Origin of the sequence: Streptomyces genisteinicus, from assembly GCF_014489615.1 — a bacterium.
GTDB lineage: Bacteria > Actinomycetota > Actinomycetes > Streptomycetales > Streptomycetaceae > Streptomyces > Streptomyces genisteinicus.
Map to the genome: position 1 here is coordinate 2923165 of NZ_CP060825.1, position 13086 is coordinate 2936250.

The 13086-nt window shown below is 72.8% G+C and carries 11 protein-coding genes; 5 read left to right on the forward strand and 6 right to left on the reverse strand.

The annotated features are described in order from the left end of the window. Positions 1-9: 9 nt before the first annotated feature. Together IAG43_RS12705 and IAG43_RS12710 are read right to left on the reverse strand one after the other, a co-directional pair. Positions 10-219 carry a DUF397 domain-containing protein gene (locus IAG43_RS12705; protein WP_187740868.1) on the reverse strand — a complete coding sequence of 70 codons (210 nt, stop codon included), beginning with the start codon at positions 217-219 and terminating at the stop codon, positions 10-12. Then, positions 216-1049, reverse strand: a complete 834-nt coding sequence (locus tag IAG43_RS12710) for a helix-turn-helix domain-containing protein (RefSeq protein ID WP_187740869.1) — start codon at positions 1047-1049, stop codon at positions 216-218. The genes IAG43_RS12705 and IAG43_RS12710 overlap by 4 nt, the downstream gene beginning before the upstream one ends. Before the next feature lie 149 nt (positions 1050-1198). Here IAG43_RS12710 and IAG43_RS12715 point away from each other — a divergent pair, with 149 nt between their 5' ends. Then, positions 1199-3541, forward strand: a complete 2343-nt coding sequence (locus IAG43_RS12715; RefSeq protein ID WP_187740870.1) for an ATP-binding protein — start codon at positions 1199-1201, stop codon at positions 3539-3541. Positions 3542-3544: 3 nt separating this feature from the next. On the opposite strand, the gene IAG43_RS12720 is transcribed toward IAG43_RS12715, so the two are convergent. Both IAG43_RS12720 and IAG43_RS12725 read right to left on the reverse strand, forming a co-directional pair. Further along, complete coding sequence (locus IAG43_RS12720) at positions 3545-3985, reverse strand: response regulator (protein ID WP_187740871.1); 441 nt, start codon at positions 3983-3985, stop codon at positions 3545-3547. Beyond that, positions 3982-5763, reverse strand: a complete 1782-nt coding sequence (locus IAG43_RS12725) for a PP2C family protein-serine/threonine phosphatase (protein WP_246574269.1) — start codon at positions 5761-5763, stop codon at positions 3982-3984. The genes IAG43_RS12720 and IAG43_RS12725 overlap by 4 nt, the downstream gene beginning before the upstream one ends. A 240-nt stretch (positions 5764-6003) precedes the next feature. Here IAG43_RS12725 and IAG43_RS12730 point away from each other — a divergent pair, with 240 nt between their 5' ends. Both IAG43_RS12730 and IAG43_RS12735 read left to right on the forward strand, forming a co-directional pair. Next, a complete protein-coding gene (locus tag IAG43_RS12730) occupies positions 6004-6474 on the forward strand; it encodes a hypothetical protein (RefSeq protein WP_187740872.1) in 471 nt (156 codons plus the stop codon). A 180-nt stretch (positions 6475-6654) separates the two neighbouring features. Then, positions 6655-7317 (forward strand): LPXTG cell wall anchor domain-containing protein, encoded by a 663-nt coding sequence (locus tag IAG43_RS12735; protein ID WP_187740873.1) that lies wholly within the window; start codon positions 6655-6657, stop codon positions 7315-7317. Positions 7318-7401: 84 nt separating this feature from the next. Here the strand turns inward: IAG43_RS12735 and ppc are convergent, their stop codons facing one another. Then, a complete protein-coding gene (gene ppc, locus IAG43_RS12740; protein WP_187740874.1) occupies positions 7402-10131 on the reverse strand; it encodes a phosphoenolpyruvate carboxylase in 2730 nt (909 codons plus the stop codon). A 263-nt stretch (positions 10132-10394) separates the two neighbouring features. Here ppc and IAG43_RS12745 point away from each other — a divergent pair, with 263 nt between their 5' ends. Further along, positions 10395-11390, forward strand: a complete 996-nt coding sequence (locus IAG43_RS12745) for an acyl-CoA desaturase (protein ID WP_187740875.1) — start codon at positions 10395-10397, stop codon at positions 11388-11390. Then, the gene (locus tag IAG43_RS12750; protein ID WP_187740876.1) at positions 11387-12067 is read left to right on the forward strand and encodes a TetR/AcrR family transcriptional regulator; all 681 of its coding nucleotides are present in this window, start codon (positions 11387-11389) and stop codon (positions 12065-12067) included. Before IAG43_RS12745 ends, IAG43_RS12750 begins: the two co-directional genes overlap by 4 nt. Before the next feature lie 127 nt (positions 12068-12194). Here the strand turns inward: IAG43_RS12750 and IAG43_RS12755 are convergent, their stop codons facing one another. Then, positions 12195-13016 (reverse strand): trans-aconitate 2-methyltransferase, encoded by an 822-nt coding sequence (locus tag IAG43_RS12755; RefSeq protein WP_187740877.1) that lies wholly within the window; start codon positions 13014-13016, stop codon positions 12195-12197. Positions 13017-13086 lie beyond the last annotated feature (70 nt).

Sequence of the window (13086 nt, forward strand, 5' to 3'; positions counted from 1 at the left end):
GCGCGGGGGTCAGGCCAGTGTGCCGGCCCGCACCGCCGCGACGAAGGCGGCCCAGCCGGGGCGGGTCAGCAGGAGGACCGGGCCCTGGGGCGCCTTGCTGTCCCGGACGGGGACGACGGACCGGGGCCCGTCACCGACTTCGAGGCAGGCGCCGCCCTCGCCGTTGCTGTGGGAGGACTTGCGCCAGACGTGGGGTGCCGGGTCGTGTGGGGTGGTCATGGGTCTGCGTAGTCCTTCGCCGCCGATTCGATGAGGGCCAGGGACGCCTTCGGCGACAAGGCGGCAGCCCTCGCAAGATCGTAGGATCTCCGGTACTTGGCGACCACCCCCGGTTCCTCGATCAGTTGGCCGCTGTGCGCGCTCTCGGTGTAGGCGACCGGTGGGGCGTCGGCGAAGGTCATCAGCAGAACCGTTCCGTACATGAGCGGGTGCGGGCCCTCGACGAACGGCATCACCTGGACGGTCACCCGCCGGTGGTCGCGCCCCATGCCGGACAGTTGCAGGAGTTGCTGTCTCATGACTCCGGGACCGTCCACCGGGGTCCGCAGTGCAGCTTCGTGGATGAGCGCCCAGACGTCCGGGCCTTCCGGCTCGTCGATGAGCCCGGCACGGTCGAGGCGGGTGCGTACATGGCCCTCGATCTCTTCGTCGGAGGCGGACGGAAGTGCCGAGCGGGTGAGGCCCCGCGCGTACGCCTCCGTCTGCAGCAGCCCCGGTACGAGCATGGGTGCGTACTCGCTGATGGTGCGCGCCTGTTGTTCGAGCTCCGCTGCGTCCGCGAAGTACGCGGCGTGCCTGGTCTTGCGGGCGAGGTGGCAGAGTCGCTGGAAGTGCTCGCCCGAGCCGAGGATGCCGTCGAGCAGCCGGGACAGTTCCGGCTGGGGCAGCCTCGTGGCGGACTCGAACTGCCCGATGTAGGCGCCGGAGCAGAAGACGCGTTCGCCCATCTGTTCCTGGGTCCAGCCGCGGGCTTCGCGCTCGCGGCGCAGTTCGGATCCGTAGAAGGTGCGCGGTGAGGCGTACGGGTCGAGCTGGTTCGGGGCGGCCATGGGCGGTCCTCTCGGTCCGGGTGTGCCCGTGCCGTGTGCGGCCGGGTCTCCGCCTCCACGGAGGGTAGCGGGGCGATGCCCTCCGGTGAGCGGGAACGGGCGTGCGGGCGGGCCACGCGCGCCCCCGGCGCGGGCGGTAGTTTCGCTGCATGGAGGAGCGTTGGCTGAGTGAGCGGGCCCGGGCGGCGGAGGCCGTGGTGCCGGGCGGGTTCGATCTGGCGGAGTGCGTGCGGGAGCCGATTCATCTGCTGGGCGGCATCCAGTCGTACGGCTCGCTGGTGGCCGTGGATCCGGCGACCGGTGTGGTGGAGGCGGCCGCGGTCAACACGGCCGAGGTGTTCGGTGTGCCGGCCGCCGAGCTGGTGGGTTCCGCGGTGACCCGGATCCTGTCGGCGGACCATTACGAGGAGGCCCTGGCCGGTACTGCCGGGGAGGACGAGGTGCCGGTGTCGTTCCCGGTCCTCGCCGAGGCGGGCCGGGGTGCCGGGCGGCGGTTCGACGTCTCGGCCCATCGCCGGGACGGGCTTCTGGTGCTGGAGTTCGAGCCGCGGGAGGAGGCGCAGGGCGGCTTCTCGTCCTTCTACCAGGGTGTCCGGCGGGCGCTGGCCCGGCTGCGGGGGGCGTCGTCCGCCGAGGACTGCTGCGAGATCGCCGCCCGCGAGATGCGTGCGCTGACCGGCTTCGACCGGGTGGTCGTCTACCGGTTCGACGGGGAGGACGGCCCCGGCGAGGTGATCGCCGAGGACGTGCGCGAGGCGTGGGAGCCGTGGCTGGGGCTGTGGTTCCCGGCCACGGACATCCCGCCGCAGGCGCGGCGTCTCTACCGGGAGAACTGGATCCGTGCGATCGCCGACGTCGACGACCCCACCGTGGGGCTGCACCCTGCCGTGCGGCCGGCGACGGGGGCGCCGCTGGATCTGTCGCAGTCGGCGCTGCGCACGGTGTCGGGCTTCCATCTGGAGTACCTGCGCAACATCGGTGTGCGGTCCTCCATGTCGGTCTCGGTGCTGATGGAGGGGCGGTTGTGGGGCCTGATCGCCTGTCACGGGGCCGAGCCGCTGCGGCTGGCGCCGGAGGTGCGGTCGGCGTGCGAGATGTTCGGCGCCGCCTTCTCGCTGCAGCTGTCCGCGATCGAGGAGCGGCGGCGGGCCGACGCGCTCGCGGTGGCGGGGCAGCGGGCTGCCTCCGTCGCCCGTCTGCTGGAGCGCGGCATCACGGACGGCTTCGCGGGATACGCGGAGCCGCTGGCCGGGCTGCTCGACGCCGACGGTGTGCTGCTGCGGCGTGCGGGTGAGGACATCAGCGGCGGCGACCCGCTCTCCGAGGAGCTGGCCCGGGCCCTGTCCCGCAAGGCCGGGGCGCTGGCGCCCGGGGCGGTGTGGGCGACGGACCGGCTGCTGGAGGTGGCCGACGGCGAGCTTCCCGGGGCCGGGCCGGTGGCGGACGGTCCGGCGGGAGCGGCGGGAGCGGCCGTGGACGGTCCGGCGGGCGTGCTGCTGCTGCCGCTCACCCGGGAGGGGGACTTCCTGGCCTGGACCCGGCGGGAGCGGCCGGCGCCGCGGCAGTGGGCGGCCGATCCGTCGCATCCGGTCCAGGTGGGGCCGCGGGGCGAGCGGCTGACGCCGCGTGGCTCGGGTGCGGTGTTCCGGGCGACGATGCGCGGCCGGAGTCTGCCGTGGACGACGGGCGACGAGACGGCGGCCCGGGAGATCCGGAGGCTGCTGACCGAGCTGGTGCTGCGTCACGCGGACGCCGTGACGGCTCTCAACGCAGAGCTGCGCCGCAGCAACACCGATCTGGACGCCTTCGCCCACGCGGCCGCGCACGATCTGAAGGAGCCGCTGCGGGGCATCTCCAACGCGGCGACGTTCGCGATCGAGGACGCCGCCGATCTGGACGAGGCGACCGAGCGCCGTCTGCTGACGATGAGCCGTCTCGCCGGGCGGATGGACGCGCTGCTCAACTCCCTGCTGCACTGGTCCCGGCTGGGCCGGGCCGGGTTGCGGGTGCAGGAGGTGGAGCTGGCCGCCGCGCTGGAGGGGGCGCTGGAGGTGGCGGGGCCGCGGCTGGCGGAGGAGCGCGTCACGGTCCGCCGCGGCGAGCTGCCCGTGGTCGTCGCCGACCCGGACCGGCTGCACGAGATCCTGGTCAACCTGCTGGTGAACGCGGCGAAGTACGCGCGGGACGGGGGCGACCGGTGGGTGGAGGTCTCCGGGCGCCGGGGGCCTGCCGCCGACGGGTCGGGGCGGCCGGAGACGGTGGTCGTCGTCCGGGACAACGGCATCGGTATCGCGCCCGGGCAGCAGGAGGAGGTGTTCGAGCTCTTCCGGCGGCTGCACGGCGCGTCCGAGCACGGCGGCGGCACGGGGGTGGGTCTGGCCGTGGTGAAGCGGATCGTCGAGCGGCACGGGGGGCGGCTGGCCCTGGAGAGCGTCCTCGGCGAGGGCACCGCGTTCTCGTTCACGCTGGGCGATCCGGGGGACGCCCCGTGAGGGTCAGCCCTGCGTGCTGTGCGCCGACTGCTGCCAGTAGTCGACCGCGCCCTTGAGGACGGTGCGGAACAGGGCGAAGTTGACCGGCTTGTAGACGTAGCTGTCCGCGCCGGCGGCGTAGCAGGCGTCCACCTCGGCGGGCGCGGTCGACGAGGTGAAGACCACGACGGTGACGCCCCGCAGTTCGGGGCGGGCGCGGAGGGCGGCGAGCACCGCGTGGCCGCCGGCTCCGGGCATGTTGAGGTCGAGGAGGACGAGGCCGGGCAGTTCGTCGCGTTCGAGCAGGAGGTCGGCCAGCCCGTCGCCGCGGCTGGTGAACTCGGTGTGCAGTTCGGGATGGGTCTGGCGCAGGGCGCGTTCGATCGCCTCGGTGTCCTCGGGGTTGTCCTCGACGACGAGGATGCGGGAGGGGTCGGTCGGGCGGGCGCCTGTTTCGCGCGTCACTGCGGTCCCTTCATACGGGCGACGAGCACGGCCGTGTCGTCGTTGCCGGTCGCGCGGAACTTCGACGCGCGGGCGATGAGTTCGGCCGACGGGTCGGGTGCGGCGGCGCTGTCGGCGACGGCCCCCGGCAGCAGTTCCTCGAACATGACGTCCTGGGCGCTGCGGGCCTCGGTCAGTCCGTCGGTGAACATGACGAGGGTGTCCCCGGTCGTGACGTCGAGCCGGGCGGGCCGCAGTCCGAGGTCGGGCAGCACGCCGAGGAAGAGTCCGGACCCGGCGATCTCCTCGACGCGGCCGTCGGCTCTTCGCAGGAGCGGGCGCGGGTGCCCGGCGGCGACGATCTCGACGGCGCAGGTCGCCGGGCCGGTGGGGGTGAGCACGGCGACGAGCGCGGTGACGAAGCGGCCGGTGTCCTGGTTGATGAGCGCCTTGTTCAGGCGTTCCAGCGCGCGGGCGGGCGGGAGGCCGTCCTCCAGGAGGGTGCGCAGCGTGTGCCGGGCGAGGCCGGTCAGGGCAGCGGCCTCGGCGCCGCGTCCGCACACGTCGCCGATGACGAGGGCGAGGCGCCCGTCGCGGTCCACGACGGCGTCGTAGAAGTCGCCGCCGACCTCCAGGGAGGCGTCGGCGACCTCGTAGGCGGCGTGCAGGTCGAGGCCGGGCCACTCGGGCAGCGCGCCGGGCAGGAGCTGGCGCTGGAGCAGTTCGACGTGGCGGCGCCGCTGTTCGTACGCGGTGGTGGTGTCGATGGCGAGGGCGGCCCGCCGGGCGAGGTCGCCGAGCAGACGGGGGGTGGGGATGTCCTCGCCGGGGCGGTGGTAGACGAACGTGAGCGTGCCGATGGCCTTGCCCCGTGCGCGCAGCGGGCTGACGGACAGGGTCCGCACCGCGCGGCCGGGCCCCTGCGCGGTGGGGCCGAAGGGGCTGCCCGCGAGGTCGTCGCCGGTGAGCACCGCGTCCTCCCGGTGTTCCAGGACGTCGTTGAGCAGGTCGGTGAGCCAGGGGCTCTCACGGGTGAGCTCGTCGAGCCAGGGCTGCACGGACGCCGAGACGTGGGCGTGGGCCACCGGGGTCAGCCGCCCGTCGGGCGGGCAGAGGTGGACGACGCAGCCCTCGGCGAGGGCGGGCACCGCGAGGCGGGCGACCCGCCTGAGGGTCTCCTCCGCGTCGAGGCTGGAGTCCATCTGGAGCGATGCCTCGGCGAGGAAGGCGTCCTCGATCTGGCGCTTGTCGTGTTCGCGGTACGCGGTGATGCGGTGGTGGCTGGCGACGATGAGCTCGGCGAGCTGTACGAGGCGGGTGCGGGTGACCGCTTCGTCGGCGGGTGCGGGCCGTTCGGCGAAGCCGACGGAGAACGCGGCCCAGTCGTCGTCGCCGAGCCGGAAGCGGGATTCCAGGGCCCAGCGGGCGCCGGCCGTCGCCAGGCGCTCGCCTTCGGGGGCGAAGCCGGGGGCCCGCCGCAGGTCGTGGGCGTGGACGGCCGGGCCGGTGCCGGGTGCGGGGGGCTGCCGGCCGGCGTCCTCCTCCACCTCTCCCGCCGGGGGTGTCGTGGTGACGGGGGCGGGGCTGTCGGTGGTGGCGATCCGGACGTAGCCGAGCGCGCCGCCGGTCCACCGGCTGCCGGTCACGGCGACGGCGCCCGGTTCGGCGAGTGCCGACTCGTAGACGTAGCGCGACATGTCGGCGACGTCCTGCACGTCCTGGGACGCCTGCCACAGCCGGTGCAGGTGCGCCGACCAGCGCTCCTCGGCCTCTTCCGGCCGTTCTCCCGTCTTGCTCACGTGGTACCCGCCCGCCCTTCTCGTCCGGCGTCCGGCCGGCCCGCCCTCGCAGGGTGGCGGTGTCTCCCACGGTACTGCCGTGGGGGACGTCCGGAGCCGCCCGGGTGCGGGGAGCGTCCCCGCACGGGGTGCGCCTACCCGGGAGGAGGCCCGGCGCACCGGGTGGGCGGCTGAGACGTTCGTCGCGCCTGCCCGGGGAAGGTTGACCCGGCGCAGTCCCATGGCCAAAGATCGCGGCCCATGAAGCGGAACTCCTCGGACCGGATGGTTGCCCACGCCCGCACCGCGGTGATGGCGCTCGTCGCGCTGCTGCTGGTGGTCGCCGGATTCTGGACGTCCTGGGGCGACGCTCAGCACGTGCTGCTCTCCAAGGGGCGCGAACACGGCACCCTGCGGATCGAGAGCTGTGACGAGGAGGTGTGCACGGGGGCGTACGCGCCCACGGGCACGGCGGTGCCCCGGGACGACGTCACGATCGAGCGGTCGGTCGCGGTGCGCAAGGGCGAGACGCTTGCGGTGGTGCTCCGGCCCGGTACGGGCGAGGCGGTGCGGACGGGGCCGGCCGGCGGGCTGTTCGCCTGGCTGCCGCTGGGCGGCGCGCTGCTGCTGGCCGCGCTGGTGATCGGCGGCGGGATGCGGCTGACCAGGCCGGCGTGGGTGTCTGCGGGTGTGGGCGGGGCGTTGCTGGTGGCGGCGTTCCTGGCGCTGTGATGCTGCGGGGTGGGTGCCACCCGGGCGAGGAATCGTTCCTTCACCTGATCGTTGTCAGGATTTTCGCGACATAGGGCGACAGTCGACGCATACGGTGCGCGAAGTGACTTGACCGGCAAGCGGGTTCCCGAGGACGCTGAGCCGCCCCCCCCACGGTCCCTTCTCAACCGATGGACTGCCATGCGCACTTTCCTTTCCGCCGGCGCCCTGGTCACGGCCGCCGCGCTCACGGCGATATCGGCTCCGGCCGCCCACGCTGTGCTGCCCGCTTCCAAGGGCGACAACGGCACCGTGAAGATCCACGACGCCGCCACGGGCGAAGAGCTCAAGAAGAACGAGCCCAAGGTCTGCGAGTTCTACCTGGTCGCCTTCAAGTTCGATGCCGGACAGAAGGCGGACTGGGAGATCCAGGCCTGGGCGAACAACGACCTCGACAAGGGCACCGTCGTGGAGTCCGGCTCGCTCACCCTCGACGAGGAGGGCCACGAGCGCACCGAGGACATGAAGCTCCCTCAGGGCCAGTACAAGCTGTTCTGGACCTTCGAGGGCGAGAACGGCAAGGCCAAGCACAAGGTCTTCACGTCCACCTGCGAGGACGTGGAGCCCACCCCTGGCGCCTCCGAGCCCACCCCGGGCACCTCCGAGCCGACCCCCGGCACCTCGGAGCCCACCCCCGGCACCTCGACCTCCGCGGCCCCCGTCCCCGGCGGTGAGGACGCCTCCGGCGACCTCGCAGAGACCGGCAACGGCGCTCCGCTGGGCCTGCTGGCCGGCCTCGCGGCCGTGCTGGTGGCCGGTGGCGGCTACCTCCTGGCGCGTCGCCGCACGGCCACCCGCCACTGAGGCCACACCGCCCGCACACGACGGTGCCCTTGTCCCGGACCTCGGTCCGGGACAAGGGCACCGTCGTGTCGTGGCCCGTCGGCGTCAGCCGGTGTTGCGCAGGCCGGCGGCGACGCCGTTGACCGTGAGGAGCAGGGCGCGGGCCAGCAGCGGGTCCGGCTCCTCGCCGCGCTCGGCGGCGTCCCGCTGGCGCTTGAGGAGCGCCACCTGGAGGTAGGAGATCGGGTCGAGGTAGGCGTCCCGGATGCCGAAGGTCTGCTGGAGCGCCGGGTTGGAGCCGAGGAGTTCGTCGTTGCCGGTCACGCGCAGCACCTCGGCGACGGTGAGGTCGTGCTCGGCCTCGATGGCGTCGAAGACGTGCTTGAGGTTGTCGGGGACGAGGGTGTCGACGTAGTGGCGGGCGATCCGCAGGTCCGTCTTGGCCAGCGTCATCTCGACGTTGGCGAGGAAGTTGCGGAAGAAGTGCCACTGCCCGTGCATCTCGTCGAGCACGCCGTCGAGCCCGGCCTCGCGCAGCGCCTTGAGGCCGGAGCCGACGCCGAACCAGCCGGGCACGATCTGCCGGGACTGGGTCCAGCCGAAGACCCACGGGATGGCGCGCAGGCCGTCGAGCGAGACGCCCGAGCCGGGGCGGCGGGAGGGCCGCGAGCCCAGGTGCAGGTCGGCGAGCTGGTCGACCGGGGTGGAGGCGAGGAAGTACGTCGGCAGGTCGGGGTCCTCGACCAGGCGCCGGTAGGCGGCGTGGGCGGCGTCGGAGACGACGTCCATCGCGGCGTCCCAGCGGGCGAGGGCCTCGTCGGACTGGCGGGGCGCGGTGTGCAGGGCGGAGGCCTGGAGCGTCGCGGCGACGGTCAGTTCGAGGTTCTCGCGGGCGAGGGAGGGGATCAGGTACTTGTCGGAGATGACCTCGCCCTGCTCGGTCACCTTGATCTCGCCCTCCAGGGTGCCCCAGGGCTGGGCGAGGATCGCGTCGTGCGAGGGGCCGCCGCCGCGGCCGACGGTGCCGCCGCGGCCGTGGAAGAGGCGCAGCCGTACGCCGTGCCGGTGGGCGACGTCGCGGAGCCGGCGCTGGGCGCGGTGGATCTCCCACTGGCTGGTGGTGATGCCGCCGAACTTGGAGGAGTCGGAGTAGCCGAGCATGACCTCCTGCACGTCGCCGCGGAGCGAGACCAGGCGCCGGTAGGAGGGGTCGGCGAGCATCCCTTCGAGGATGACGTCGGCGGCCTTGAGCTCGTCGGTGGTCTCCAGGAGCGGGACGATGCCGATCTTCGCCCAGCCGGCGTGGAGGTCGATCAGTCCGGCCTCGCGGGCGAGGACGGCGGCGGCGAAGACGTCGTCGGCTCCCTGGCACATCGAGATGATGTACGACTCGATGACCTCGGGGCCGAAGCGTTCGAACGCCTGCTTGACGGTGTGGAAGACGCCGAGGGTCTTCTCGCCGGCGGCGTCCAGCGGCGCGGGCGTGGGCGCCAGCGGACGCCGGGAGCGCAGCTCCTTGGCGAGCAGCTTCTGCCGGTAGTCGCGCGGCATGTCGGCGTAGCGCCAGGACTCCTCGCCGAGGCGGTCGAAGAGCTGGCCGAGGGCGTGGTGGTGGGCGTCGGCGTGCTCGCGGACGTCCATGGTGGCGAGCTGGAGGCCGAAGGCGGACAGCGTGCGGATGACGCGGTCCATGCGGCCGTCGGCGAAGAGGCCGCCGCGGTGCTCGCGCAGCGACGTCTGGATCACGGTGAGGTCGCTGAGGAGTTCGGCGGTGCCGAGGTAGTCGCGGCCGTCCTCGTGGGGGGTGCCCTTGGCGAGGCGCTCGCGGGTGTTGACGAGCTTCTGGCGGATGCAGGTGGCCTTGAGCCGGTAGGGCTCCTCGGCGTTGAGGCGCTTGTAGCGGGGGCTGATCTCGGGCAGCCGCTCCAGGTCGGCCTGGAGGGAGGTGAGGAGTTCCTCGGTGGCGCCGGCGTAGCGGATGGAGTTGGAGAGCAGTCCGCGCAGGTAGTCGATGACCTCGATGGCGTCGGTGATGCCGTGCTCGTGCTGGAGGATGAGCACGTCCCAGGTGACCTGGGGGGTGACGTTGGGGTTGCCGTCGCGGTCGCCGCCGATCCAGGTGCCGAAGGTCAGCGGGCGGGTGCCGGGCGGGAGCGCGACGCCGACGCGCTCCAGTTCGGCGGCGAGGTCCTCCAGGACGTCGCCGACGGCGCCGGCGTGCAGCTCGTCGAGGTAGTAGATGGCGTTGCGGGCCTCGTCGGCGGGCTCGGGGCGGACCACGCGCAGCTCGTCGGTCTGCCAGATGAGGTCGATGTGCTCGGCGAGGCGGAGGTCGTGGCGGCGCCGGTCGGCGGCGATGCCCGGGTTCTCCAGGAGTTCGGCGATGCGGCGCAGCTTGTTGAGGACGGAGCGCCGGGCGGCCTCGGTGGGGTGCGCGGTGAAGACGGGGCGCACGTTGAGGTTGCGCACGGTCTCGCGCAGGTGCTCGGGGTCGGCGTCCTTGAGGCGGTCGGCCGTGCGGGCGAGGAGTCCGCCCTCGGCGGCGCGGCGTTCGCGCATCTCGTGGCCGCGGTGGACCTGTTCGGTGACGTTCGCCAGATGGAAGTACGTGGAGAAGGCGCGGACGAGCTTGGCCGCGGTCTCCAGGTCGGTGTCGCCCAGCAGCTCGGCCGCTGCCGCGCCGTCGGTGCGGGTCAGGGCACGGACGCGCTCGACGAGGTCGAGGAGTTCGTGGCCTTCCTGGCGCACGAGGGTCTCGCCGAGAAGATCGCCCAGTCGGCGGATGTCGGCACGCAGTTCGGCGGTGGCGGTAGGGGTCTGGTCGGCACTGCTCACAGGTGCGGCTCCTTGCAGTGTTTGAGCACGTCTGGAGGGGTTCTGGAGGCTTGCGGACCGCGCTGTCCGACGACACCAAGGATAGGTGTCCATTTTCCCGACGTTGTCCACAGGTCTCTTGCCGTGCCGCGGGGCGCTGCCATACTTACGTCGCCGTAGGTTACGGCCCCGTAGCCACGGGTGGTCCGTGGACCGGGGCTCGCCCGCGGTCCGCCGGGTCACCCGCCCGCGGGTCACCGCTCCCCCACCCCCAGGGAAGTTTCATGACCACTGGTCCCGATCTGCTGGACGGCGCATCCCCGGCGCCGGCAGCCGACGCCCCCTCCGCCACGCTGGGCGGTGACAGCAAGCGCACGATCGAGCAGCTGGCGCTGCTGCTGTTCATCACGGTGCCGTTCCTGGCCCTGGTCGCGGCCGTGCCGCTGGCGTGGGGCTGGGGGGTGAGCTGGCTCGACCTCGGGCTGATGGTGGTCATGTACTACATCGGCTGCCACGGCATCACGATCGGCTTCCACCGCTACTTCACCCACGGTTCGTTCAAGGCGAAGCGTCCGCTGCGGATCGTGCTGGCGGTCATGGGGTCGATGGCCGTCGAGGGGCCGCTGGTGCGCTGGGTGGCCGACCACCGCAAGCACCACAAGTTCTCGGACGCGGAGGGCGACCCGCATTCGCCGTGGCGTTTCGGCGAGACGGTGCCCGCCCTGATGAAGGGGTTGTGGTGGGCCCACATCGGCTGGTTGTTCGACGAGGAGCAGACGCCGCAGCACAAGTACGCGCCGGATCTGATCAAGGACCCGGCGCTGCGCCGGATCTCGCGCCAGTTCGTGCTGTGGACGATCGTGTCGCTGGCGATCCCGCCGGTGGTGGGCGGTCTGGTGACGATGTCGTGGTGGGGCGCGTTCACGGCGTTCTTCTGGGGCTCGCTGGTGCGGGTGGCGCTGCTGCACCACGTCACGTGGTCGATCAACTCGATCTGTCACGCGGTGGGCAAGCGGCCGTTCAAGTCGCGCGACCGTTCGGGCAACGTGTGGTGGCTGGCGGTGCTCTCGTGCGGCGAGTCCTGGCACAACCTGCACCACGCGGACCCGACGAGCGCCCGGCACGGGGTGCTGCGCGGGCAGATCGACTCCAGTGCGCGGCTGATCCGCTGGTTCGAGCTGGCGGGGTGGGCGTACGACGTGCGCTGGCCGCAGCGTGACCGCCTCGATGCGCGCCGGGTGTCCGCCCCGGGCGGGAGCGGCTCCGCCGAAGCGGCATGATGGACGATGTGGCGAGTGACAGCAGCGGTACGGAGAAGACGAGGTCGCCGGGGCGCCGGGCCCGCCGGGTGCGGATGACCGGGGCCGAGCGCCGGGAGCAGTTGCTGGACATCGGCCGCACCCTGTTCGCGGAGAAGGGCTTCGAGGGCACGTCGGTGGAGGAGATCGCGGCGAAGGCCGGGGTGTCCAAGCCGGTGGTGTACGAGCACTTCGGCGGCAAGGAGGGCCTGTACGCGGTCGTGGTCGACCGGGAGATGCGCCAGTTGCTGGACATGGTGACGGGCGCGCTGACGGCGGGGCATCCGCGGGAGCTGCTGGAGCAGGCGGCGTTCGCGCTGCTGGACTACATCGAGGCGTACACGGACGGTTTCCGCATCCTGGTGCGGGATTCGCCGGTGGCCCAGTCGACGGGCACGTTCGCCTCGCTGATCAGTGACATCGCCACGCAGGTCGAGGACATCCTCGGCCTGGAGTTCAAGAACCGGGGCTTCGATCCGAAGCTGGCGCCGATGTACGCGCAGGCGCTGGTGGGGATGGTGGCCCTGACCGGGCAGTGGTGGGTGGACACCCGCCGGCCGAAGAAGGCGGAGGTCGCCGCGCACCTGGTGAACCTGGCCTGGCACGGTCTGGACGGGCTGGAGCAGAAGCCGCGCCTGATAGGTCACCGCAAGAGCTGAGGCGCCCGCGGCCGTGCACGCGCCGGAGCCCGGACGGCGGGGCTGCGGGGTTCTGCGGGGTGCCCGGTGGGCGCGGGGTCTCTCGTTCGGATCTTGGCGGCGATCCGCCCCGGTCCGGACGGACGCCCTAGGAGAGTTTGCGGGCGACGGCGAAGATCCGGCGGAACGGGAAGACGGTGCCGTGCGCTCCGGGCGGATAGGCGGCGCGCAGCAGGTCGCGGTACTCGGACAGGAAGGCCTCGGCGGCCTCGGGGTCGTCGGCGAGTTCGGTGAGCACGGGGCGCAGGGCGGTGCCCTTGACCCAGTCGAGGACGGGGTCGTCGCCGCCGAGCAGCTGGAGGTAGGTGGTCTCCCAGGCGTCGGCGTCGCAGCCGAGGGCGGCGAGGCGGACGAGGTAGTCGGCGGGTTCCAGGATGTGCACGTAGCGGCGGCCGTGGTCGCCGAGGCGGCTTCGCCAGCGGGGCGTCTCGCACAGTTCGCCGAGGAGGGCGTGGCTGGGGGCGGTGAAGTTGCCGGGCACCTGGAAGGCGAAGGTGCCGCCGGGGGTGAGGCCGTCGATCCAGCCGGCGAAGGATTCGGGGTGGCTGGGCACCCACTGGAGGGCGGCGTTGGAGACGATCAGGTCGTAGGGCTCGTCGGGGGTCCAGTGGGCGGCGTCGGCGGGGCGGAAGTCGAGCCAGCCGCCGCCCGCGGTGGCGCCGGCGTGGTCCTTCTCGGCCTGGGCGAGCATTTCGCGGGAGAGGTCGAAGCCGGTGATGTGGGCGTCGGGCCAGCGGTCGGCGAGGAGGGCGGTGACGTTTCCCGGGCCGCAGCCGATGTCGGCGATCCGGGCGGGGCGGCTGCCGGAGGGCAGCTGGGGTATGCGGCCGAGCATGTCCAGGAAGGGACGGGCCCGGTGTCCGGCGTGGCGGAGGTACTGCTGTGGATCCCAGGTGGGTGCGGAATGCATGTGCGATCCCCCTTGCAGGAACGGGTTGCCGAAGCGGAAGGGTGTTCCGGGCCGACCATGCCCAATAGTC